17 protein-coding genes and 1 pseudogene are annotated in these 24,747 nt (G+C 62.3%); 2 read left to right on the top strand and 16 right to left on the bottom strand.

Annotation, left to right across the window (positions count from 1 at the left end; all coding sequences use genetic code 11):
* Positions 1 to 5: 5 nt before the first annotated feature.
* The 5 genes from qhpC to KRZ98_RS21280 form a co-directional block, all read right to left on the bottom strand.
* A complete protein-coding gene (gene qhpC, locus KRZ98_RS21300; RefSeq protein WP_217675223.1) occupies positions 6 to 365 on the bottom strand; it encodes a quinohemoprotein amine dehydrogenase subunit gamma in 360 nt (119 codons plus the stop codon).
* On the bottom strand, positions 362 to 1,816 hold the full coding sequence (gene peaB, locus KRZ98_RS21295; protein WP_217675222.1) for a quinohemoprotein amine dehydrogenase maturation protein: 1,455 nt from the start codon (positions 1,814 to 1,816) through the stop codon (positions 362 to 364). Before peaB ends, qhpC begins: the two co-directional genes overlap by 4 nt.
* On the bottom strand, positions 1,813 to 3,543 hold the full coding sequence (peaA, locus tag KRZ98_RS21290; protein ID WP_217675221.1) for a quinohemoprotein amine dehydrogenase subunit alpha: 1,731 nt from the start codon (positions 3,541 to 3,543) through the stop codon (positions 1,813 to 1,815). Before peaA ends, peaB begins: the two co-directional genes overlap by 4 nt.
* Positions 3,544 to 3,666: 123 nt before the next feature.
* Positions 3,667 to 5,052 carry an agmatinase family protein gene (locus KRZ98_RS21285; protein WP_217675220.1) on the bottom strand — a complete coding sequence of 462 codons (1,386 nt, stop codon included), beginning with the start codon at positions 5,050 to 5,052 and terminating at the stop codon, positions 3,667 to 3,669.
* Positions 5,052 to 6,485, bottom strand: coding sequence for an agmatinase family protein (locus KRZ98_RS21280; RefSeq protein ID WP_217675219.1), 1,434 nt, complete (start codon positions 6,483 to 6,485; stop codon positions 5,052 to 5,054). The genes KRZ98_RS21285 and KRZ98_RS21280 overlap by 1 nt, the downstream gene beginning before the upstream one ends.
* A gap of 361 nt (positions 6,486 to 6,846) precedes the next feature.
* On the opposite strand from KRZ98_RS21280, the gene KRZ98_RS21275 reads away from it, so the two are divergent.
* A complete protein-coding gene (locus KRZ98_RS21275; protein ID WP_217675218.1) occupies positions 6,847 to 9,222 on the top strand; it encodes a TonB-dependent receptor in 2,376 nt (791 codons plus the stop codon).
* Between the two features lie 39 nt (positions 9,223 to 9,261).
* On the opposite strand, the gene KRZ98_RS21270 is transcribed toward KRZ98_RS21275, so the two are convergent.
* The 5 genes from KRZ98_RS21270 to KRZ98_RS21250 all read right to left on the bottom strand — a co-directional run bounded on the left by KRZ98_RS21270 (position 9,262) and on the right by KRZ98_RS21250 (position 15,681).
* A complete protein-coding gene (locus KRZ98_RS21270; protein ID WP_217675217.1) occupies positions 9,262 to 10,827 on the bottom strand; it encodes a sulfotransferase in 1,566 nt (521 codons plus the stop codon).
* Positions 10,824 to 11,825 (bottom strand): HupE/UreJ family protein, encoded by a 1,002-nt coding sequence (locus tag KRZ98_RS21265; RefSeq protein WP_217675216.1) that lies wholly within the window; start codon positions 11,823 to 11,825, stop codon positions 10,824 to 10,826. Before KRZ98_RS21265 ends, KRZ98_RS21270 begins: the two co-directional genes overlap by 4 nt.
* Before the next feature lies 1 nt (position 11,826).
* Complete coding sequence (locus KRZ98_RS21260; RefSeq protein WP_217675215.1) at positions 11,827 to 12,630, bottom strand: peptidyl-prolyl cis-trans isomerase; 804 nt, start codon at positions 12,628 to 12,630, stop codon at positions 11,827 to 11,829.
* A gap of 418 nt (positions 12,631 to 13,048) precedes the next feature.
* The gene (locus KRZ98_RS21255) at positions 13,049 to 15,232 is read right to left on the bottom strand and encodes a xanthine dehydrogenase family protein molybdopterin-binding subunit (protein ID WP_217675214.1); all 2,184 of its coding nucleotides are present in this window, start codon (positions 15,230 to 15,232) and stop codon (positions 13,049 to 13,051) included.
* Positions 15,229 to 15,681, bottom strand: a complete 453-nt coding sequence (locus KRZ98_RS21250) for a (2Fe-2S)-binding protein (RefSeq protein ID WP_217675213.1) — start codon at positions 15,679 to 15,681, stop codon at positions 15,229 to 15,231. The genes KRZ98_RS21255 and KRZ98_RS21250 overlap by 4 nt, the downstream gene beginning before the upstream one ends.
* Before the next feature lie 172 nt (positions 15,682 to 15,853).
* On the opposite strand from KRZ98_RS21250, the gene KRZ98_RS21245 reads away from it, so the two are divergent.
* A complete protein-coding gene (locus KRZ98_RS21245) occupies positions 15,854 to 17,353 on the top strand; it encodes an agmatinase family protein (protein WP_254798755.1) in 1,500 nt (499 codons plus the stop codon).
* 110 nt (positions 17,354 to 17,463) lie between these two features.
* Here the strand turns inward: KRZ98_RS21245 and KRZ98_RS21240 are convergent, their stop codons facing one another.
* The 6 genes and pseudogenes from KRZ98_RS21240 to KRZ98_RS21215 all read right to left on the bottom strand — a co-directional run.
* Positions 17,464 to 19,089, bottom strand: a complete 1,626-nt coding sequence (locus KRZ98_RS21240) for a family 43 glycosylhydrolase (RefSeq protein ID WP_254798754.1) — start codon at positions 19,087 to 19,089, stop codon at positions 17,464 to 17,466.
* The gene (locus KRZ98_RS21235; RefSeq protein ID WP_217675212.1) at positions 19,086 to 20,684 is read right to left on the bottom strand and encodes a beta-xylosidase; all 1,599 of its coding nucleotides are present in this window, start codon (positions 20,682 to 20,684) and stop codon (positions 19,086 to 19,088) included. Before KRZ98_RS21235 ends, KRZ98_RS21240 begins: the two co-directional genes overlap by 4 nt.
* A gap of 44 nt (positions 20,685 to 20,728) precedes the next feature.
* The gene (locus KRZ98_RS21230; RefSeq protein WP_217675211.1) at positions 20,729 to 22,249 is read right to left on the bottom strand and encodes a tryptophan halogenase family protein; all 1,521 of its coding nucleotides are present in this window, start codon (positions 22,247 to 22,249) and stop codon (positions 20,729 to 20,731) included.
* A complete protein-coding gene (locus tag KRZ98_RS21225; RefSeq protein ID WP_217675210.1) occupies positions 22,246 to 23,799 on the bottom strand; it encodes a tryptophan halogenase family protein in 1,554 nt (517 codons plus the stop codon). The genes KRZ98_RS21230 and KRZ98_RS21225 overlap by 4 nt, the downstream gene beginning before the upstream one ends.
* Before the next feature lie 57 nt (positions 23,800 to 23,856).
* Complete coding sequence (locus tag KRZ98_RS21220; RefSeq protein WP_217675209.1) at positions 23,857 to 24,636, bottom strand: TonB-dependent receptor; 780 nt, start codon at positions 24,634 to 24,636, stop codon at positions 23,857 to 23,859.
* Positions 24,636 to 24,747, bottom strand: a pseudogene (locus tag KRZ98_RS21215) (IS5/IS1182 family transposase); the annotation flags it as partial. The pseudogene KRZ98_RS21215 and the gene KRZ98_RS21220, both read right to left, overlap by 1 nt.

Below are 24,747 nucleotides of genomic sequence, written 5' to 3'. Positions count from 1 at the left end.
GGCCCTCATGGGAAAACAAGATCGAGACTGCGCCAGTCCTTGGTGGCGGTGGCGCAGTTACTGGCCCAGTCGGGCGAGTAATTGACATGATCGGGCACCTGGACCGGCCAGAAACAGGTGACGTAGCAGTCGTAAATGTCGCGTTCGACCGGCTGGCACAGCCCTGCCGTGCCGCCGCTGGCATCGACTTCCCAGCCGGGCGAGAAGGACAGCGAGCAGCCCATCGGCACATGCGGGCGCGGTGCCTGCTGGAGGGCGACGACATCCTCCTCCATGTCGGCATTGGGCGATGCGGCCGCCTCCATCTGCGTCACGGCCTCGTCGATCCGCTGCGCCTTTTTATTGATGGCACGAAGATGCTTCATGACAGCCCCTTTCTTTGCGCAAAGCGTTCGAGGAAACCGGGATTACGCACCGACAGCACCCCGTAGATTCGCAGGCAGGTGTCGGTCCACTGGCGTATCCAGTCGCAATAATGGAGATTGGCATGGCCGGTGTCGCCATAGCGCACGAACGCTTCATGATGGCATCCGCCCGCGCACAGCGGCCGCGCCCAGCAGCTCTGGCAATCATATTTCGCCTCGACATGCCCCTTGGCCAGGAACTCGCCCTGCTTGGCCCGGTCGATGCCGCTGGAAACATGGCCCATGCTGTGCGTATCAGCGTCGGTGAAGCGGTGGCAGGGGGACAGGTCGCCCGACGGGCTGACCCCCATCAGGCCCAGCCCCGCGCCACAGGGGTGCGATTTGTTGACGCCCGAAATCAGCTCGCTGATCGTCTCGCTGACATTGGTGAAGCCATGCGCTTCCCCGCGCAGGGCATAGTCCAGCCATTCGTCCGCTAGGCTGTTGAACTGCGCGAGCACGCTGTCCATGCCGTTGCCATCCAGCGAATAGGCGCGCTCCTCACCCGTTGTCACCGGCGCAAAGCCGACCTCGTGAAAGCCAAGATCGTCTTTCAGATGGCGGAAGATGCGCACCACATCGGTCACGCCCTCTGTCAGCGTCACGCGGGCCGTGATCGCCCGTGTCTTGTGATGCGCGATCAGCGTGCGCAGGCGCGGTTCGATCACCGCATAGCTGCCCTTGCCATTTTTATAGACGCGATGCTTGTCCTGCAATTCCGGCGGGCCATCCATGCTGACGGTCACGCCCACGCGATTGTCCGACAGGAAGGTGACGATCTCCGGTGTCAGCAGCGTCGCATTGGTGGTCAGGCTGTAGGTGATCGCCTTGCCCGCCGCTGCCGTCGCCTGATTGGCATAGGCAACAACGTCGCGCAACAGCCTGAAATTCATCAGCGTTTCGCCGCCGAAGAAGGTGATGTGCACCGACTTGCGCCCGACCGCCTCGGCGATCAGCAGATCGACCGATGCCATCGCTGTGTCCAGCGTCATATATTTAGGCTTGCCCGCCGGCGTCGCGATTTTGTCTGCGCCGAATTCGTAACAATAGGTACAGGCCAGGTTGCACTGGTTGGTGACGTTCAGCACCAGCGCCTGCAACGGGAAGTCGGCCGGGGGCGCCTGCGGCACCTGCGCCACCGGCATGGCATGACCCAGATGGATCAGCCGCGCCTGCCGCAATTCGCGCACTAGTCCATCGGCTTCTTCCGGCGCGCGCCCCTCGGCAACCAGTTCGCGCACCAGCGCCGCATGGGTCAGCTCCTGCCCGTCAAGCCGATCCAGAACCGCACGGACATCGGTGTCGATCTCGAAGATCGCACCGGCGCTCACCAGATAGACAAAGTCGCTGCCCCCGGCATCGAAGCCATGATATTCCGCCCGGCGATAGGTGGGTGCCTGCATTACGGTCATTGCGACACCTCCGGTTGATCCCATTTCTGATAGGCAGGCACGGTAACGACCATGTAGGACCGGGCGGTCAGGGGCTTGCCGAACTTGTCCTTTTCGGCCTTGGCCGTGGCGACGACCCAGACATCGCCATAATTGTTGCGGCCAAAGCGGCGGGCCGGGTTCGGCCCCTCGCTATTGGGGGTAAACAGTGCGGCGGGACTGAGCGCGCCGACATATTTGGCGTCGTCATCATAATAGACCGCCAGATATTCCTGCGTCGACCAGGTCACATCGACCGGCCCGACCGCAATATCATCGGCCGTGCCCTGCTTGCCGTCGACCCCATTCTCGAACCCGATCGCCTCGAACTGCGCATAGCCTTTGGGGAATTTGATCCCGCCCAGTCGCGATACGGCGGTTTCGGGTGTCACCTTGATATAGTCGATCTTGCTATAGACCGGGAAAGCCTGCTCCAGCACCGCGCCGCCAATGGCGACGTTGCGCTGTCCCGATGGGGCTTCGGCGGCGACATTGGCGGTCACCACCAATTCCTGCGGGCTGGCCGATACGATCTTCGTCGCGGTCACGCCCATGCCCAGATCAATGTCGGCAGTGGTGAGCGACGCGGGCAGATTGTGGCCGATGATGCGCAATTGCGCACCCTTGGTCCCGGCCTTGACCGGGCCAGGGATGACGGCCAGCACCGCGGGCGCAGCCGTTGCGCGGATCAGTTTTACATCCAGTCCGAATTCCTGATAATCGCCCCAATACCAGCGGCCCGTCGCGCTTTGCTGGTCGGGTGCGAACCACATCGTCTCCCGCGCGGCGCTCGCGAGATCGTCGGGCTTGCCGGCGGCGGCTGCGCCTTTGGACGATCCGCGCCAGCTATAGCCGGCATAGACGATGCCCGCGCCGCTACGGCTGACCGTGCCGCCATTGGTCAGCGACCGCAGCGTGCTGCTGGTCAAAAACTCGTCAGCCGATTTGCCCGGCTTGACGCTGAAAGCCCCCACGAACCGCCCCTGCCCCGGCGCGGACGCCACCACCAGCCATTCGCCTGCCAGACGCGGCACGCTCTGGCGCGATCGCCATGCCGCCCATTCGGGCGTGTGCAGCGGTGCGGCCTTGGCCATGTAGGTCAGCGCATATTCGCCGCGCAGCATCTTGTCCTTGGGATCGCGACCGGCTGGCTGCTCGCTATCCTCGGCAGGGCGGCGATATTGTGCGTCCGCCTGCGAATACATGGCGACATGCAGATCCTGCAACGCCTTCCACTCCAGCTTCGATCTGCGCCAAGACATTGGCTGGGCAAAACTGTGGCAAGCCGCACACGCGCCGCGCATGGTTTCATTGGGGATGTTGGTTTCGTCGATCGTCCGCTTTTCAGCCAGATACATGACCGGCAGCGCCTCTTGCGGGGCCAGGCCATGCGACGAGGACAGGGATTTCACGATCGCCCGCGATTCATCCGGGGTGATCGCGAGGCCATTCAGGCGCACCATCCGCTTGATCGCCTGCGACCAGCCTTCGGGCGTCGTGCGGACCCAGCTGATCCGCGACAAATTCCCCTTGGCATCGGGCGTGTGGCAGGTGCCGCACTTTTCCTTGACCAGCGCGTCGGCGACCGGGATGCCCGGATCGCTTTCCTTCATCGTAGCGCCGTCCGGTCCGGCATCGGCCTGCGCAAACAGGATCGAAGTGGAAAACAGCGCCAGCAACCCGAATTTCGAGAGTGTTACCCGCTTCACCCTGCTTCCCCCTCAAACATCAAATGATGCGCGAAACCCAAGCCTAGGCAGGCGCGCACTGCGCGCCATTGCCCAAATGACGTATGGCCCCCTGACAATCCGCCATGGGAAACTGGACAGACATCAAGATTTTTTCCGGCCGGTCCGTTCCGTCCCGTTTCGATCGGCCGAAACCGGCGTCGCAGCGCCTTTCTTGCGCAGCGCGATACCGCTGAGACAGGCATGCAATATATAGTTGGCGCTCATCCGGCTGACATAGGTCGGGTCCAAAATCGGCGCGGCGTCGAGCAGGTCGAAGCCGACCACTTTGGTCTGTGTGCACAGTTGCCGTACCATCGGTATGGCTTCGCGCATGGTGATGCCGCCAGGCACCGGGCGGCCTGATGCCGGCGCATCGCCCGGATCAAGGACGCTCATGTCGAACGAGATAAAGACATTTTCCGGCCCCTGTTTCAGCCCCGCCAATATGTCGCTGGTCACCGCCTGCCAGCCGCGCGCCTGAATGGCAGCGGTCGGCAGGATGCGTGCGCCGCTGTCGGTCAGCCGTTTCTGCGTTGCCGGATCGGCGTCGCGCCCGCGCAAACCCACCAGCGTCACGTCGCTGCCACGCAGCAAATTCTGTTGCATCAGCCGGGTCAGCGTCTGCGTGTCGGAGATCAGATGATCGCCGTTCAGCTCTGCACCGGCATGGGCATCGAACTGGACCAGCGCCACCTTGCCCGCGCCATAGGTGTCGACCATCGCCGCTACGTCCGCAAACATCACCGCATGATCGCCCCCGACGATGAACGGCACCACACCCACACTTGCCATCTCGGCAATCATCGTGCGGACATGGGGCAGGCTGCGTTCGGGCGCCATCGGGTCGATCGCCAGATCGCCATAGTCGACGATCGATAGCAGCAGGCCCGGATCGACCCCGCCATCGGCATCCGCGCCCACCAGCCCGTCCATGCCGCGCAGCGCCATCGGCGCATGCTTGGCATCGCGCCAGCCCGACGAGAAATCGAGCGGTACGCCGACAAAGGCGACCTCCACCTTGCCCGCGACCAGATCCTCCTTGCGTAGCGCGACCGGTGCGTCGGCGAAGGTCGGCACGGCACCGCGCTGGAACAGATAACGTTTCAGGCTGAACGGGCCATCGTCGCGCTGGCGCTTGTCGAACAGTTTGGGGCGGAGCGTCGTGCTGGCGTTCCAGCCGCGCGCCTGCGGATTGAGCGCAATCTCCGACGGGTCGCGCCCGGCCTTATATTGGCTGTCCTCCACCACCGCCATCAGCGCGCTGGCATAGGCGTCGACATCGGCCGCCGATCGTCCGGCCAGCGCCACCTGCAACTTCTCGTCCGTCAGGCCGAAGCGGGCCAGCACCGCCGGGTCGGACAGAAACGCCTTCTTCTCCGGCGACAGGCTGGCCAGCGTATCGCTGCCCTGCGCCATGGCGGGGCCGGACAGGCTTGCAAGGGCCAGGGCAAGAGCAGCGCTACGCGCCAGCAAAGCGGAGCGCGCCATCAGTTCTTCTTCCCATAATAAGCGTCCAGGCCATGATCGACCGACACCGGATTGAGATAGCCGGACTTCAACCCCTTCTTGCGCATGGCGATGCCCGCCAGACAGGCGTTGAGCAGGAAATTGCTGTTGAGCGCGGTCTTGTAGCTGGTGTCGAGATAGGGAGCGACCTCGACGATATCGATGCCCGCAATGTCATTTTCGGCGCACAGGTTGCGCATGATCGGCTGGGCCTCCCGCATGGTCAGGCCGCCGGGAACCGGCGTGCCGGTGCCGGGCATGAAGGCGGGGTCGAGTACATCGACGTCGAAGCTGATCCACAATTTCTTGGTGCTGGCGCGCGCTTCTTTCAGCGCCCTGGCCATCACCTTGTCCCAGCCCCATTTCTCCACCTCGACCATCGTGTGATATTTCATGCCCTTGTTGCGCATCCAGCCAAAGGTTTCGAGGTCGGGTCCGCGCGCGCGCAGCCCTACCTGAATATAGTCGCTGCCCCTGACATGGCCTTCATTGATGACGCGATAGACCGGTTGGCCATGATCGAGCAGATGCACCCTGCCCCGGCCAATGTCATAGTGGCTGTCGAAATGGATGACGCCGACATTGCCCTTGCCATGGACATCGGCCGCCGCCGCAACGTTGGGATATTCAAGGCTATGGTCGCCGCCGATGACGATCGGGATCGCGCCGGTGCGGGCGATCTCCGCCACCATTGCGCGGACATGATCGACGCTGCGTTCGGTACTGTTCTGGTCGATGGCGATGTCGCCATAGTCGACGACTTTCAGCGCGGCATTGGGGTTGATCATCGAATACATGTCATTGCCGCCAGCACCGCCGGTCATCCGCATCGCGCGCGGCCCGTCGATCGCGTTGCGCCAGCCTGACCCCATGTCGAGCGGCGCACCGACGATGGCGACATCCACCTTGCCCGCCTTCAGATCCTCCGGCGTCATCGCCAGTGGCGCACCGGCGAAGGTCGCAAAGCCGCCGCCATAGCCACCGATATAGCGGGTCAGCTCCATCGGGCCGGCCTCACGCCGTGGGTCCAACGTCGCGGGGCGCTTCGCCTTCCAAGCGTTGAACCAAGGCGACGATGTGTCGAGCGGGATCGCGGCGACATCGCGCCCGGCCTTAAACTCTACCTGCGCATGCAACGCCTGCATCGCGTCGATATAGGCGCTGATCTCTTCCGCTTTGCTGGTGCGGATCCGCGCGAACAGCGCGTCCTTCTCGACATAGCGCCCGGTGACGCCGCTTTTGAGGAAGTCGATCTTCCCCTTGTCGATCCCGGCCAGCTTCGCCTCTACATCCTTGGGCAATTCCAGCGGCTTGGGTTTGCCCATATCATCTTCGGCCGGCATTTGCGGCGCGGGCGTGGCCGCGTTGGGCAAGTCCCCGGCCAGCACGGCCCCGATGGCCGCGATCCCGGCCATGCTCCATCCTGTAACGGCGGTCAAAGAAGGCATCATCGTCTCCGGCCCGCGCGGCGCAGGCATAAGGCTGTTGGCAGGGAAAGGGTAAACGCCCCCCGATCCCTGAAAGCTATGCGGCCAACGTGCCGCCCCCCATGGGGCATTTGACGTAGGATGGCAGGCCACCCTGACAGACGAACAGGCTACGTCAAATGCCCCATGTCTGACTGCCTGCGCAGTCCATAGCCTCTTGGCATAGCAGAAAAGCACGAGGCGGCATTGCGGCCGTCCACAGCATCATGGCCGCCACCTGAAGGCGGCCGGGTGCACGCAGGGAGGGGGAAGATGCCGGGGAGTCTTTGGACAGGAAAAGGGGAATAGCATGTCATATCGCAAGACGCTGAGGCTGGGACTGCTGTCAGCCACGATGATGACCGGTGCGGCCTTTGCCGCACCCGCGCTGGCGCAGGACACGCCCGCCGCCGCCGAAGCCGACAGCGACGTCATCGTCGTTACCGGCACCCGGCGCAGCACCACGCTGATGGAGACGCCGATCAATATCGCCGCCGTCGGTGCCGAGCAGCTGGCAAATGAGCGGATCGACGATATTCGCGACATCGCTGCCTTCACGCCTGGCATCACCATCACCGATACCGGTCCGTATGGCGCGGGCAACATCGTGATGCGCGGTCTGTCGGCCAGCGACACCAGCTCGACCGGCGGCAACAGCGACACCGCGATCGGCATCTATCTGGGCGACGTTCCGCTCTATACCGATTACAAGCTGATCGATCTGGAGCGCGTAGAAACCCTGTTGGGGCCGCAGGGCACGCTTTATGGTCTGGGCACGCTGGCGGGCGCGATCCGCTACATGCCCAACCGGCCCGATCCGACCAAGTTCAGTGGCGAAGCCTATGGTCGCCTCTACGACGTCGCGCACAGCAAGGGGCTGGGCTATGTGGCCTATGGCGTCCTCAATGTACCGATTGTGGCGGATTCGATCGCCTTCCGTACCGTTACCGGCTATTATTATGACCCCGGCTTCATCGATTATCCGTTCCTGCTGAAGGAACCGGGCGTGTCGTTGCCCCAGCCGGGCGGCGTCGACAACCCGATGGGCAGCGACGCCGACAAGAGCGCGAATTTCGCGGGCAAGAAGGATCTGAACTTTGAAAAGACCTTCACCAGCCGCAACCAGTTGGGCTATGTAGGCACGGACTTTGAGGCCTATTTCACTTACGCCTTCCAGCAGACCAAGACCAACGGTCGTCAGGCGACCGGCGGCAATGTTGTGGGCGAGGGCAAATATGAAGGCCCATGGCGTTCGGAGGAACCGTCCAAGCGCACCTCGCACCTGATATCGCTCGAAATGCAGGGCAATATTGCCGACGTTGCGCAGGTCGTGTTCGTTTCGGCTTATACCAACAAGAAGCGGCGCAGTTCGATCGACGTCACCGATCTGCTGATTGACCTTGATTATGATTATGAACTGTTCCCGTCCTTCTCCGGCTACACAAGGTCGCGCGGCACCGACGAACAATATAATCAGGAAGTCCGCCTCGTTTCCACCCATGGTGGCCCGTTCAGCTGGGTACTGGGCGGCTTCTGGAACCGACAGAGCACCAACTCCGACTATCGCGAAATCGTGCCGGGCTATCCGGCCTATGCGGGTATCAACCGGCCTGACGAGGTTGAATATGCGTCATATGTGAATACCAAGCTCGACGAAAAAGCGATCTTTGGCGAAGGCAGCTTCAAGATCACCCCAGAGTGGCAGGTGACCGCAGGCATACGCTATTTCAAATATAAGGCCGATGTCATTGGCGGCACGGCGCTGCCCTTGTTTCAGACTTTCCCAGCCATCAACTTCCGCTCGCGCGCTGGTACAACGGGTCAGGACGGTACCGTCTGGAAATTCAACAGCTCCTACAACATCACGCCGGACCTGATGGTCTGGGGCACTTACTCGAAAGGCTATCGTATTGGCGGCGTAAACCGCGTCGCCCCATGCGTCCTCCCGCTCCCCGCTGGCCAGAATCTCTGTGCGTTGGAAAACGAGCTATTCTATGGCCCGGACAAGGTGAAAAATGCGGAAATTGGTGTGAGGGCGCAACTGTTCGATCGCAAATTGTCGATGAGCCTCTCAGCGTTCAAAATCAAATGGAACGGCATCCAGTTGGATGGCCAGACCGTCAACGGCGCGATTGGGATCATCACCAATGGCGGCGCGGCGGAATCCAAGGGGATCGATTTCTCGTTCGACGCCCGACCGATTGAGGGGCTGAGCATCCGGGGCAATTACAGCTATCTCGACGCCAAGCTGACCGAGGACGTGCCTGCGCTTCTTTCGGTCCAGGGCGGCGATCTGGTCGATGTGTTTGCGGGTGACCGCCTGCCTGGTTCGACCAAGAATAGCGGCGCTATCGGCGTGACCTATGAAATGCCGATGGGCGACAACGCGCTGGTTCTGGGCTGGACGACCACCTATTCGGGCGGCATCTACAGCCGACCGGGCCTGCGCGGCGGTGGCGAGCGTATTCCATCCTACACGATGAGCCGGGCGAATATCAGCTACAAGACCGACGTTTATGAAATTGGCCTGTTCGCCAATAACATCTTCGACAAATATGCCATCACCGGGATCGGTAACGACCTGACCCGCTATGGTCTGGTGAACGATGGTGTCATCTATCGCGGCTATGCGCAATCGATCGCGCAACCCCGCGTCGTCGGCATCGAAAGCCGGGTCAGGTTCTGATCCATACAGGTGCCCTCCACATTGGAGGGCACCTGTTCTTCAATCCACCCCGATCCCCTGGCTCCCCAGCCAATCGCGCACCGGGGCCAGCGCCGCCTCATGCGCTTTCCAGCGTGCCACGGCATCGGCGTTGATCGGCCTGCGGACCTGCGCGGCGCTCGGCGTAGCAACGGCCGTGCTATTTTCGTGGAAGGACAGGCAGGCCGCATCCCATTCCAGCCCGCAATGGGCCAACAGATGTCGCGTCTGCCCCTCTTGATCGGCGACCAGCGCTTCATAGGAAAGTTGCAGCACCCGACCGGGAAACAGCCGCTCCCACAGCGCCATCAACCGGTCGAAGCGCGCATAATAGCGGGCAATGTCCATCAGGTCGTAGCTATAGGCATAATAGGCCGACTGGCTGGCGAAGAGGTTTTTATAATTGCTCCACAAAGTGTCCATCGGGTGACGACGCAGGCAGACGATCCGTGCATGCGGCAGGGCATACAGGATATGGCCCATATAGAGAAAATTGGCAGGCAGTTTGTCGATGAAGCGGGCCTTGCCCGGCGGGCGATGATGGCTGGCGCGCGCCATATAGGCATGGCCGATCGCCGCCGGATCGGCCGCCGCGCTGGCGACGATCGTTTCGGGGTCGATCACCAGCCGCGACCTTGTCCCCGCCAGTTGCTTCACCGCCAGCGGCATCGCCTGCAATTCGCCTGCCGATCCGACTTGGCGGTGAGAGGATAATATCCTGTCCACCAATGTCGTGCCGGTGCGCGGCATCCCGACGATGAAGAGCGGCGCGATTTCCGCCAGCCCCTCGCCCCACCCGCGCGGTGGGCCGTCGCCGAACAGCCGCTCGATCGCATCGAAAATCGCGGCGTCCTGCGCAAAATCATAGCCGATGGCGCGCTTGTGGGCGGCATTGGCCTCGCTGAGATGGGCAAAGGCGGCGGCCGCATGGCCCATATCCTCCGCTTCCTTGGCCAGTGCATAGCGGATGCGCAGTGCATCGTCGGGCCGGGTCGCCGCCCTCAATGCCGCCTCCAGCCGGGGGACATGGTTCGCAGCTTCGGTCTGGCGCGACAGGATGGCCAGCGCATAATGGGCGCGGGCATGGCCAGGATCGGCGGCCAATATCGCCTCATACTGGTCCCGTGCTGCCGCCACGCGGCCGGTAAAGCCGCAGGCGGCGGCCAGATTATAGCGATAGTCCAGATTGTCCGGCTCGCCCGCCACCGCCGCCTCGAACGGTTGCACCGACGCTTCATGATCGCCCAGCCGCGCCAGCACGCATCCTATCGTGTCGGACGTCAGCGCATCCGCCCCGCCCAGCGCCAGCGCCTGCCGCGCCGCCTGCCCTGCTTCGCCATCGCGGCGCAGCAGGATCAGCAGACGGGCATATTGCGCCAGATGTTCTGCCACCGGCCCGCGCGCCACCGCCTGCTCCAGCATCGGCAGCGCCTTGGCCACTTGTCCGGCTTCCGCTGCCGCCAACCCCAGCAGAAAGAAGCCGGCGGGCTGGTCGGGCTGCGCCATTGCGAGTTGCTGCGCCGCCTGCGCCGCCTGCGTCAGATCGCCGCGTGCCAGCGCCGCGCGCGCGCGCGCCTCCAGGCTCATGCTGCGCCCATGGTGAAGCCCACCACCCGCTCGATCATCCAGAAGCAGCCGACAATCCCGGCGCCATAGAGCGCCGCCTGCCGCACCATCTGCTGCCGGTCGAAAATTCCGGCCAGTTGCATGACGCCCAGCACGCAACCGACGAAGAACAACTGCCCCAGCTCGACCCCGCCGTTGAAGAAGAGCAGGCCCGGCAACCGTTCCTGCGGCGCGACGCCCAGTTCGCGCAGCACGGTCGCAAAGCCAAGGCCGTGGAGCAGTCCGAAGCTCGCCACCACCGCCAGTTGGCGTCGTTGCTTGGCGCGGTCGGGAAGCCCATCGTCGCGGGTGCGGATCGCCTCCCGCGCCATGAAGGCGATGGAAAGCGCGATTACCGCCTCGACCGGCGGCACCGGCATTGTGACGACATCGAAAAAGGCCAGCGCCAGGCTGAGCGAATGGCCGATGGTGAAGGTGGTGACGAGCAGCAGCAGGAAATGTCCGCGCGCCAGCAGGCAAAGGCACAGGACGAAAGCCAGATGGTCCCAGCCGCCAAGGATGTGAACGATCCCCTCCCATGTATAATCGACCGCAATATCCGGCAGCGCCCGTTCGCGCGCGGCGACTGCGCCAATCGGCAGCGACAGGGTGTCGCCGTCCGGCTGGAGCGCCTGTTGGACGCGGGTGCCGGTGGCGGTGGAAAGGAAGGTGCCGCCATCGACCGCCCAGGGGGTGACGATCGCATCATCGGGCGCGATCGGACGATCGCAGGCGATGCCGATGGCGTAGCGGGTGACGGTAGCCTCATTCAGCCGCTCGCGCACGGTTTCGCGGCACCCGGCAGGCAGGCCGAGCGGGGCGTTGCTGGCCAATATTGACGGGATGGACGCACTCAAATCAAAGCTGCCGGGGTCGATGCCCGGCTGGATATTATAGTCGCCGACGCGGAACACGTCCGCCTGCGCCGGGGCAGCAAGGCCCAGCAGCATGATGATCAGCCAGAACGTGCGGGCCAGCATATTATGGTTCCACCCGAATATGATAGCGTTCCTCCAGCCGCGCGACTTCCTTGTCCACCAGCGCGCCGGTTTCCGCTGCCAGATAATCCTGCTTCACCTGATCGCGCACCGCCAGATAGGGCAGCATCGCCGCCGCGCCCCGGTCCCGCACTCGCGCGAAATGCCAGCCGCGGGTCGAACGGAGCGGGCCGATCCAGGTGCCGGTCTGCGCCTTGTTGAGCGCATCGAGGAAGGGCGCGCCAAACATGCCGCGCAGCATCGACACGCCATAATCGGGCAAGTCATGCCCCATCCAGAAATCATCGCCCTTCACCGTACCGCCCGATTGCAGCCGCGCCAGCAGCGCCGGGGCGTCCACCGGGGCTTTCTCGAAAAATACATGGGTAAGCGACAGGCGCGGTTCGGCGCGGTAGAGGTCACGATGGGTGGCATAATAGCCGATCAGCGCGTCCTCGCCCGGTTCGGGTGGCGCGCCTGCGATCAGGAAGCGGACGCGGTCGATCAGCCGCTGCTTGGTCGTCTTGTCGGTCATGTGCATCCCGCGATCCACCGCTTCGCGAAACAACAGTTCGTCGGCGACATAATCGTGGATCAGCTTGGCTTTGGCGGCGGCGTCGGGCGCCTTGCCCGCCATCATCGCATAATCGTCGGACAGGCTTTGCTGCACCGATCGTGGCACATCAATCGTCTCGCGCCGGGCGCTGACCGCCCAGTAGAGCAGGAAAATCGCACCCGCCGCGCCCAGAAAGACGATGAACGGATCGCGGGCGGCGATCCCGCGCAGCATGGCAACCAGTCGGCGCATCAGCGCAACACCCTTTCACATGCGCCCGGTAAGCGGGCGTAGATGCAGGTTATGACGAGGCGCTGAATGCGTCCCCCTACGTCAAATGACGCATGGGTCAGGGTCTCCGCGGCGCGAGGGTAAAGCCACAGCTGGTGTCGGGACGGCGACATGGCGGCTTGTTGGTTCATCCGACGAGGTAGAACAGCGGAAATCCTACTTTGGAAGGGGGATGAAGAAAAACGCATCTTTGCCCCCTCTCCCATGAGGGAGGGGGCTGCGGAGACCTGGCAGCTTGCTGCCTTAGTCGTAGCTGTGAGAGGGTGTTCTGACCTCACGACGCGTACCCCATCAGCGTCGATTCCCCTCTTCCAACTTCGCCCAGGTGCCTACGGCACCAAGGCTTCGTATCCTTCTCCTCCGCGGGGCGAAGGGGCTTTCAGGCCAGCATCTCCGCCGTCACCGGCAGTGATCTTATGCGCTTGCCGGTCGCGGCGTGGATGGCGTTGACCAGCGCCGGGATGACCGGGGGAAGCGCGGGTTCGCCAAGGCCGGTGGGCGGATAGTCGGTCTTGACGAATTCTACATGGATGACCGGTGTGTCGGGGATGCGCTGGAGCGGGTGAGTATCGAAATTGGCTTGCTCGATCGCGCCTGCGACTTGGGTGATCGCCTGTCCGGCCAGCGCCTGCCCCAGCCCTTCAATCACCGATCCCTGCACCTGATGCAGCGCATTGATGGGGTTGATGATCTGGCTGCCGACATCGCCTGCAACCCAGACATTCTTGACCTTCGGCACGCCGTCGGCGACCTCGACCTCCAGCACTTCGGCAAAATAGCCCGCATGGCTGTAATAGAAGGCAAAACCCTTGCCCTGCCCTTTGGGCAGCGCCTTGCGGTTCGCCCAATCGCCCATGGTCAGCGCCTTTTCGATCACGCCCTTGGCCCGCGCGGTGACCAGCGGGGGGCGATTGGCACCCTGGTTGACTTGCGCGGCTTTGGACAAGAGTTCGAGCATGAGCGTGGGCAAATCCTTGCCCGCTGCCGCCGCGATCTCGTCCAGGAACGCCTGATAGACAAAGGCCAGCGCGTTGGAGCCGGGCGCGCGCAGCCAGCCGGTGGGCATGTTGGTCGAAAGGAAACTCTGTTCCAGCAGCACAGTATCGACAAGGCCCGCTGGCAGTTCGCCCGGCGACAATTCGGCCGAGCGCACCGGCTTGCCGTCTTTGGCGAAGGTGATGAAATGATCATGGAAGGCGATCAGCGCGCCACCCTTGTCGAGCGCGGCGCGGAAGCCGTGCCAGCCCGCCGGCCGATAAAAGTCGCGCCGCATGTCGTCGGCGCGGGTGAACAGCAGTTTGACCGGCACGCCCGGCACCTGCGCGGCGACAAGCGACGCCTGCACCATATAGTCGTTCATCAGCCGCCGCCCGAAGCCGCCGCCGATGCGCGAAAAATTGATGCGGATCTTCTCCGGCGGCAGGTTGAGCGCCGTGGCGACCAGTCCGCGCCCGCTTTCGGGATTCTGGGTCGGCGCCCAGATTTCGATCGCGCCATCCTTGAACAGGGCAGTGCAATTTTGCGGCTCCAGCGTCGCATGGGCGAGGAAAGGATAGCGGTAGTCGGCGGCCACGACCTTGCCAGCCGAGGCGAAGGCGGCATCGATATTGCCGGTGCGCAGGATGTCAGCGTCCGCCTTGCCCTTCGCACGGGTGGCCGCCTGCGTCGCATAGCCCTGCGTCGAAAAACCGGTGACCGCGCTGTCGTCCCATTCGACTTTCAGTGTTTCGCGCGCCTGATTGGCGGTCCACCAGCTTTTGGCGAGGATGGCGACGCCGTCAAAGCCGGATTCGGGCGTGCCATCGCCCTTGATCGTCAGCACATGGGCGATGCCGGGCAGCGCGCGCACCGCGTCCAGATTGGCCGATTTGAACGTACCGCCAAAGGCCGGGCAGGTTTCCAGCACGGCATAAAGCATATCGGGCAGCTTGAAATCGATGCCGAACAGCGGCTTGCCCGCGACGATGGCGGGCGTGTCGACCCCGCCGATCGACTGGCCGATGATGCTGAAGCGCGCCGGGTCTTTCAGCTTAAGCGTCGCAGGATCGGGCGCGGACAGCTTCGCCGCCGCGGCCGCCAGTGCGGCATAGGCGACCGACTTGCCCGATTGGGGGTCGGTCACCCTGCCGCTGGCCGTCGTCAGCGTGTCCGCCGATACGCCCCACTGCGCCGCTGCCGCTGCCACCAGCATGGCGCGCGCTGCCGCGCCCGCCTGTCGCGTGGGCAACCATTCGCGCGCGGTGGTACGGCTGCCGCCTGCGCTCTGGCCGCCGAAAATCTTGACGTCGGCATGGGTCTGTTCGACCGTGACCTGCGTCCAGTCGACGTCCAGTTCCTCGGCGATCAGCATCGGCAGCATCGTCTTGGTACCCTGGCCGATCTCGGCATTTTTCGCGCCGATGATGACGCGATTGTCGGGCAGGATGCGGATGAAGGCGTTGAGGATGACGGGCGTGCCGTCCGCCGCCTGCGCCATCGGCACGGCCAGGTCGAACAGCAGACCGCCGCCAGCCATCAGCGAGGCGGCGATGAAGCCCCGACGGGTGAGGGTCGCGGCGCTCATGCTGCGGCTGCCTTGATCGCGGCGCGGATGCGGACATAGGTGGAGCAGCGACAGAGGTTACCCATCATGGCAGCGTCAATATCCTCGTCGGTCGGCTTGGGCGTCTGGCTGAGCAGCGCGGTTGCGCTCATGATCTGCCCGGCCTGGCAATAGCCGCATTGCGGCACGTCCTGCGCGATCCAGCTGGCGGCGACGCGCTTGCCGACATCGGTTACAGCCGCACCCTCGATCGTGGTGATCGCCGCATCCTTCACATCCCCCAGCAGCGTCTGGCAGGATCGCACCGCCTGCCCATCGACATGCACGGTGCACGCCCCGCACAGGCCCGCGCCGCACCCGAATTTGGTGCCGACCAGATCAAGATCCTCGCGCAATACCCAGAGCAAGGGCTTGGCCGGATCGCCCTCCACCTGCCGCTTCTTGCCATTCACCGTCAGACTGATCGCCATCTTGCCCACCTTCGACTATATTGCGCCTATTAGAGGCCAAACGGCAGGCATCTGTCCAGTCGGTTCAGGGGCAAGGCGCAACGAAAAACAGGCTACGTCAATCGCCCCATTGGTCGCGCGCGGGTCGCCGCCTAGCCTTCGCCCTGAAACAGGCATCGGGGGACAGGACAGCATGACTTTCAAACGCATGGCGCTGGGCGCGCTGCTCGCCGCGACAGTGATTTCATCGGCGGCGGTGATCGCGCAATCGGACAAGCCCGCCATTCCCGCCGCGCTGGAAGCCAAGATCAAGGGATTGTCCAAGGCCAAGCGCGATTTCCTGATTTCCGACCCGGCCGAAATGTTTGCCGGCTCCTACGACAAATTGTTCGAGCGGTTGCAAACCAAGACGCCACAGGAAATCGACGCCTATATCGAAGGGATGATGGCGGCGGTCGAGGCGTCCAAGTTCAACGCCAAGACCGATATGGCCGCCATACCGCTCGACACCGAGAATGAGAATTTCAACGGTTGGAAGCTGCGCCGCCCTGATGGGCTGGACCCCAAGCGCGAGGCCGGGCCATTTTCCTTGAGCTATTATGCCCACGGCATGGGCGGTGGCGGCGTCTATGGCGGCGGCATTGCGACCTTTGCCGGGGCGCCGGTCGCCATCTTCCCGGAAGATCTGGTTGCTGGCAAAGTAGACGTAGCCATCGTCGGCGCGCCGCTCGACATGGGGTCTGGCTATCGCGGAGCGAAGGGCGGACCATCGGCGATGCGCACCCAATATGGAGCGGGCGGCATCGATATGTTCACCATGGTCGATCCTTCCAAGGAACTGAAGATCGTCGATTATGGCGACATCGCCATCGACAATATGTCGACCGAACGCTCCGTCGCCCATGTGCGTGAACGGGTGGCGGAGATCGCCCGTACCGGCGCGCTGCCCTTCATCGTCGGGGGCGACCATAGTCTGGAATATAGCGACGTCGCCGGACTGGCCGATGTCCATGGCAAGGGCAGCTTCGGCGTCGTCCATTTCGATTCCCACTATGACGCGGGCAAGGGCGGAGTCCATTTCATTACCCATGGCGCCCCGGTCTATCGCGCGGTCAAGGAAGGCCATGTGCAGGGCAAAAACTATATCCAGGTCGGCCTGCGCGGGCCGTGGCCGGAAAAGGAAGGCTTTGAATGGATGCGCGACAATGGCGTGCGTTATCATGCGATGCCGGAAATCGAGAAAAGTGGCTGGGCCGCCACCATGGAGCGGGCGCTGAAGGAAGCGCGCGAGAGCGGCAAGAAGATCTTCATCTCCTTCGACGTCGATGTACTGGACCCCGCCTTCATCCCCGGCACCGGCACCCCGGTTCCGGGCGGGCTGACGATGCGCGAAGCGATCCCGATCGTGCGGCGGCTGTGCGCGGAAAATGAACTGGTCGGTTTCGAGATCGTCGAACTCGCCCCGGTGCTGGACCCGACCTATCGCAGCGCCTTGAACGCCAACTTCATCATGCACGCCTGCCTGACCGGGGTGGCCATGCGCAAGAAGGGGATCAAGCAAGCGGGCTATCTGTCGGACCTGACGACCGAACATGGCCAGCCATTATTTGGCGAGAAGGCCGCCAAGGAGGGCAAGACCGAAAAGGTCGATCCAAGTTACGGGCGGGGTGGCAGGCGGCGGCCGACGACCTGAGCCTGGGTCAGCCTGTTCCCGCGAACCCGCAACCGCCTGTGTCAGCTTGAAGATGCACTGCCTTGTTCCACACGGACAGACCGTCGCAGATTCCCAGCAGGCGCGGCGATTCAGGCATGATATGTCAACGCCCTGAACATCGCTCGTCCATTGCCCGCCGCGTACAGGCCGGGCCTGAGGCTCAAAAAGCCATCGGCGACATTGTGGTTATAGCCGGCGACCTCAAAGGATCGTTCCTTTGTCCACGTCACGCCATTGAGGCTATGGTAAAAGGTGACGACATTCTCATCATTGACCAACCGCAAATGGACGCGCCGGGCGCTTGTCGGTGCGCCTTCGGGCCAGCGCTCGCGCTGGCCGATGCGATAGGCCTGAAAACGATCCTTCGCCAGACCAAGACCACAAAACAGCTTTTCGTTATAGAATAGCAGCAGCCCAGCCTCTGCCTCGCCCTCCAGCTCGACTTCGACGCGAATTTCATAAGAACGGTCACCGGCAACGAACAGCAACGGTGAACAATCGGCTGGCCCGCTACCCTGTCCTGTCAGGGTCAACCTGCCCGCCTCAATCTGTGCCCGCTTGCGATAATCACCAATCGGCGAAAAAAAAGTCAGCTTGTTGCCGATCGCCTCGGGGCCGAAGCCGGACAAAGCCTGCCCGCTCTGCCCTCCTCCTCGTCCTGGCATCGCCATGGCCCGCGACAGATCGCCCCCGGTGGCCTTGGGCCAGCCATCCGCCGTCCACTCAATTGGTTCGAGCAGCATTTGCCGTCCAAGCGTCCGAAACCCATTTTCATAGCCATGATAGATCAACCACCAGCGCCCATCCGGCCCCTCAACGGCGGTAGCGTGGCCACGCGACCACCAGGGTTCATCGCGATCAGCGGTGCGGACGATCGGATTGTGCGGGCAATTTTCCCACGGACCATCGATCGATTTTGATCGCGCCACGGTGACCATATGGCTGGTCGGCGGACCGGCGGTGCCCCCTTGCGCAACAAACTGAAAGAAATAGCCGCCCTTGCGCAGGATTTTCGGCCCCTCCATCGCAAAGCCTTCGATGATCCAGTCGTCGGGGATCGGCCAGCCATTATAGACATGCTCTATCGGGCCATCGGCGGCCAGCCCATCATCGCGCAGGCGCACCCGTTTGCCGCCGTTGAAGAACAGGTAACGCTTGCCATCCTCGCCCACGGCATGGCCAGGATCGATCAAATTATCGATGTGCATGTCGATCGGCTCGCTCCACGGCCCGCGCATCGACGGGGCGTGGATCACATAGGTCCGCAGCGGACGCGCATCGCCATCGGGCGAAAGCACCGGGATATAGATGAAATAGCGCCCGCCATGCTTGGCAATGTCCAGCGCCCACACCGTGCCGATATTGGTCGTCAATGCGGTGGTAACCGGCGCCCAGTTGACCAGATCGCGTGAGTGCCAGATCGGTACGCCGGGATAATAAAGGAAGGAGGAGAAAGCTGCGTAATAATCCGCGCCATCCTTCAACACGGTGGGATCGGGATGGTCACCGCCGAGCACGGGGTTGAGGTAGCGCCCATCGCCCAGATCGGCGCGACGCTGCCCTTCGATCCCGGTTCGCCACTGCGGGACAGGCGCGGAGCAAGGCCTTGCCTCCCCCGGTTGCGATGCAGCGCGCGCCGCCACCGGCAACGCGGCTCCCCCAAGCGCGAGAGCAAGGGTCTGGCGGCGGGTCGGGTTCATCGGCTTCTCGCTCATTTGCGGGTCCGTCCAGCGGGTTCGATAGTCGCCAGTACGACGTCGTTGCTGCGCATCGACACGGTGAGCGCATAATGTCCGTTGCGGCCGATCCGCACGATGCGGCTTGTTTCAGGCAGGTCGCGGGTCAGCGCCTGCAATTCTGCGACTTGCCTGGCATCAATGGTCGCGGGCGACCCCATTTCGAGATAGCGAGTGTGCGCGTCGTTGGCACGGTATCCGGTACGACGCAGCGTCACGCGATAGCTGCCCGGTTTAAGGCCGGCAAAGCGCAGCGTCGTCGCGGGGCCGCTGGTAGCGGGCAGAATTTTGGTGAAAAACGGCCGGTTGCTGGTACCCTGCACCGGCTGTTGCCAGTTCCACAACAGCACGTTGGTTGCATCGCGATCCGTTGTGGCAATCGCCGAAGCGTCGCCTGTGGCAATTTCGCCGCCTTGCAGCGCGTGGAGATATTTATACGCGAACCAGGCCGGTTTGCGAATCCCTTCACGATTCATCAAACCAAAACCGCCATGAAACGGCGTTGGCGGCGGCCCGGCTTCCTCGAACAGGTCGCTATAGGTCCAATAACTCATTCCCTGCGCCAACCCGCGCACGCCACGCAATTTGGTCAGGATATAGGCAGCGCTGATATAGCTGTCATGGGCCGGATCGCGCGGATTGTAACTGGAGCTCCACTCGGTAATATAGAGCGGAATACCCCTGAACGGCGTCGCGTCAATCTCACCGCGCACCTTGCGGACATCCGCAATGATCGCATCGGGGTTGGTCGACAATTTATTGTCGTCCTGCCCCATTTCATCCAGGAAGCCTCCATCGACCCCATAGCTGTGCGTGGTGATGAAATCGACCGGGATGCCGCGCTCGGTCGCGCGCGCCAGAAATTCCGGCACCCATGCCGCCCCCGCCGTCGCCGGACCGCCGGCACGCAGCGCCGGGTCGATCGCCTTGATCGTCCGCGCACTGCTTTCATAAAGCTCGAAATAGGCCTGCTGATCGGCCGTTTCCCAGAAGCCATCGAGATTGGGCTCGTTCCACACTTCAAAGAACCAGCTGCGCACCTCGTCCTTGCCATAGCGCATCTGCACATGGCGGACGAACGCATCGACCAACGCCGCCCATTCCTTCGGCTTGGGATGAGAGGTGTTGCCCTTCCAGTAGAAGATTGTCAGCTTCGACGTCGCCATCGCTTCGGGCGTGAAGCCCAGTTCAACAAAGGGCTTGATGCGGCGCGCGAGCAGGGCGTCGAACAGCCGGTCGAGTTCGGTCCAGTCATAGACGATATTTCCGTCCTTGACCTTCACCGTGCCCAACGCATCGTGGAACGGCGCATGGAAACGAACATAGCGAAAGCCCAGTTCATCCACTGCTGTTTTCAGTTGCGCCAGACTGTCGGGTCGGGCGAGCGTGCCGGCAAAATCGGATCCGACCGACAGGTCAAATGCGCGATCGAGCGGTGCACCGGCATGTGACACATCGACTGTGATAGTCCGCGCCTGCGCGACGGCCATGATGGAAGCAACGGTCACCATCCCGAATGTCGCAGCGATCGCCATCCATCGGAGCCAGGACGCGGGACTGAACTTCTCTGTCATAGAACAACTCTCAATCGGGTATCGATCCGGGGAATCAGCGGCGGTTACGCCGCTTGCGGGCTCGCGCAATTCTGCGCGATGAAATCGGCATGGGTTGGCATGGCTTGTGCGGTCTGGTTGATCACACCGCGCAAGTGGCGCAGGAAATTGCCCGACCCTTCGATGGGCAGCGCTTCTACCAGCGGATCATGCGACGCCGGCTGCAAAACCTGTCCCATCAATACTGCGATCCAGCTATCTTCGGTGAACAGTCCGCCCTGATCGCGGATCACGCGCCCCCTCCCGCGCCACAATGCGATCTTGTCAGACAGGGTGGTCGGCACGGTCATCGTGCGGCAATGGTTCCAAAATTCGGAATCATCGCGCGTCGTCGCATGATAATGGAGGATGATGAAATCGCGGACCTGCTCATATTCGGTACGCATCAGGCGATTATATTGGGTCTGTTCGACGGGTGACGCCATGTCACCGGGGAACAGCGCCATCAGGCGCGAGATGCCGGACTGGATCAAATGGATGCTGGTCGATTCAAGTGGTTCGAGGAAGCCGCCAGACAGACCGATCGCGATGCAATTGCGTTCCCAAAGCCGTTCGCGCACGCCCGCTGTAAACCGCAACTGGCTTGGTTCGGCAAGCGCGGGTCCGTCCAGTCCGGCCAGCACCGCCTGCGCCGCGGCCTCGTCGCTGGTAAAGGCGCTGGCATAAACATGGCCATTGCCGACGCGGTGTTGCAGTGGGATCCGCCAGCGCCAGCCCGCATCCTCCGCACTGGCGCGTGTATAGGGTAGAGGCGCACCCGGCGATGTACTGGGCACTGCCACTGCACGGTCGCACGGCAACCAGTGTTGCCAGCTGACATAGGGAACGCCCAGCGCATCACCGATCAGCAATGCGCGAAAGCCACTGCAATCGATAAACAGATCGCCTTCTATACGCTCCCCGGTCGCCAGGATCACCGCACGGACGAAACCGTTTTCGGGATCGATATCGACGCGCTCAATCCGCCCTTCGCGCCGCACCACGCCACGCTCCTCTGCAATGCCGCGCAAGAAACGCGCATAGAGCGAGGCGTCGAAATGAAAGGCATAGGATAAGGATGACAATACCGATGCCGGGTTCGCGTTCGGCCTGGTAAATCGGCCCAGCCGTGCCGCTACCGCCGAAAGGCAATAGTCGTCCAGCGCGCCAACATCCGCCTCCGCGCCGGTCAGCCGCGACTGGCGCAGCCATAGCTGGTGGAACTTCACACCCTGAACGTCGCGGCCGAGTATGCCAAACGGATGCAGGTAGCGATCGCCCTTGCGCGCCCAGTCGACAAACTCGATACCCAGCTTGAACGTCGCGCCGGTCGCGCGAACGAACGCATCTTCGTCAATGCCAATCCAGCGGTTGAAATCAAGGATCGAGGGGATTGTTGCCTCGCCCACTCCGACGGTGCCGATTTCCTCCGATTCCACAAGCGTCACCGACATGCCCGCGTCGGTCAGTCGCTCCATCGCCGCCGCTGTCATCCAGCCCGCGGTCCCGCCGCCAACAATCACCACGCGCCGAATGGGGCCGGTCATGCCGCGCGCCCTTGCGGGCCAAAGCCGCGCGTTTGTGCCCAATTCACAAGATCGCGATTGGATGGCAGGTTGTCGATGGCATAATCAGCCTGACGCCGAGCTTCGGCAAAGGCTCGGCGTGCATCGTCATGGAAGCGATACACCCCGGCGCGCGCCGACAGGTCTGTTTTCCAGCCCATGCCGTACAGCACATATTGCCAACTCGCTTCAGAGAAAATGTCGATCTGCGTATTGATATCGATCTCGGTCGGCGGACGGAAACGCCAGCGGTCTAACAATTCGTGGAGACTGCCGGGTACCGAGGTGGCCGCGACATTGTCGTTCCAGAAATCGGAATCGCGTCGTTGAGAAATGCAATAATGCAGCTTGATGAAGTCGAGCGCACGTTCATAGCGCTTGCGCATGATGACATTGAACTGGCGCGCCGACGTTTCATAATCGCCGCTCCAGGGGAACAGGTTGGCCAACATCCCGGCGGCGACCTCCGCAAAGACAATGCCGGTCGCCTCCAATGGCTCGAAAAAGCCACTCGACAAGCCGATCGCAACGCAGTTCTTGTGCCAGTTGATTTCGCGATAGCCGCCATCGAACCGGAATTTGCGACATTCGAGCTTTTCGGCGGCGGGGCCAATATAAGCGCGCAGCCGCGCCTCCGCGGTGGCATCATCGGTATGGGCAGACGAAAAGACGTGGCCGGTGCCGCGCCGGGTATCGAGTCCGATATCCCAGATCCAGCCAGCATCCTGCGCGGTCGAGATGGTGTAGGACGCAATTGGTGCCTGCGCGTCGGCATAGGGCACCTGCATTGCCAGCGCAGTGTCGCAAAACAGCACGTCGCGGCACGACCGCCATGGCACGCCCTGCGCCTTGCCGATCAGTTCGGCACGAAAACCAGTGCAGTCGACATATAGATCGGCATCGAGCACGCCATTCGCCTGCGTCCGCACTCCAGCGATTGCGCCATCCTCGGCCAGCATCACTTCGGTAACGAGATCGACCAGATGGGTCACGCCATTTGCGATGCCCTGGTCGCGCAGCATCGCAGCCAGCGTCACCGCGTCGAAATGGAAGGCATAATTGAGCGGGCCGTCATAGTCTGGGTGCTGCGCCAGCTTTGGTGCGCGATGCGCATCCGCCGCCTTTTTTTGTGGGCCGCATACCTCGTCCCAATTGTCTGGACCGCCCACACCCATCAGCCAATAAGGAAGCAGTTCCAGTCCTCTTGGCGATTCCGCCGTCTGAAAAGGGTGGGAGTAATGATCATGGCCTGGCGTACCAGGCGTGTGACGCCAATGGACAAATTTGGCACCCTGTTTGAAGCTCGCGCCACAACGGCGGATCAGTTCCGCTTCGTCAATACCGATCGTTTGCAAGGTACGGCGGATCGTCGGAAAAGTGCCTTCGCCAACACCCAAAATGCCGATGTCGCGCGATTCAACCAGAGTGATGGCGATGCCCCCCGGCAAATCTGCGCCAAGTCGCTTGGCAAGATAGCCTGCGGCCAGCCACCCGGCCGTACCGCCACCCACGATCAGAATACGCTTTTTCATCGGCTTTCCACCTGCGAGCACCTGTCGGTCGCCGACCGACAGGTGCCATCATCACTATCAAAATGCCAGGTTGATGCCCATGTTCAAACGGCGGTCACTCTGGAACCAACTACGCCCGTACAAATTGCCGCCGGGATATCCGCCCTGCAACGTGCGTTGCGTCGAATTGGTCAGGTTTGTCCCCTGGATGCTGTACGAAAAGTTTTCGGTAACCTTGAAGCGTACACCGGCCTCCAATTGCCCATAATTGTCGCCGTAAATCGGCAATGCAATCTGGGTAGCGTTGGTGCTACCGTTTACATTGCTGACCGTGCCGGGGCCACTGTAGAACGGATAAGACGGATTGGTCCCGTTGCTGTTCGTCGTTTGCAGATATTTCGATCGCCACGAATAAGAAATGCGGGCCGAAACAGACTTGCGCTCGTAAAGCAGCGTTGCGTTGAAGTTATGCTTTGACAATCCAACCAGCGGCGCATCGTTGCGGATGACGCCGTTGATATCACGATACAAATCCCCCGGATTCTTGCTCTTGATGAAGGTGTAGTTGCCCTCGAAGCCAAAACCGCTCAGTAATCCAGGCAACATGTCAAAGAACATGCGTCCACCGACCTCTACACCCTTGACCGTCGCGGCCTTGGGAGAATTGATATAGTCGGACGCGGAGGCATTAACCGTTTGTGTGGTGCCATCTGTGAAAACGACTGTTGCCTGTCGCTGCGTCAGCGAGAAGATCGGCAGATTGGTCAACCGCTTGTAGAATGGCGCCACATGGAACGTGGTGCCCGGCTTGGGGTAATATTCAAATGACAGGTCGAAATTATTAAGGCCTGTGGACATTAGCGCATAGCGATTTTCAAGGCCGCGAGATTGATCATAGCGCGGTAGCTCTCGTCAGTTTTTTCGTACCGGGTAGCGATCCGGCGGAATGTTTTGAGGCTGCAGAAAAAG

It is taken from the genome of Sphingobium sp. AS12 (assembly GCF_019097845.1).
GTDB lineage: Bacteria > Pseudomonadota > Alphaproteobacteria > Sphingomonadales > Sphingomonadaceae > Sphingobium.
Note: the sequence above shows the minus strand (reverse complement) of the source record. Positions and strands in the feature narration are given on the sequence as shown.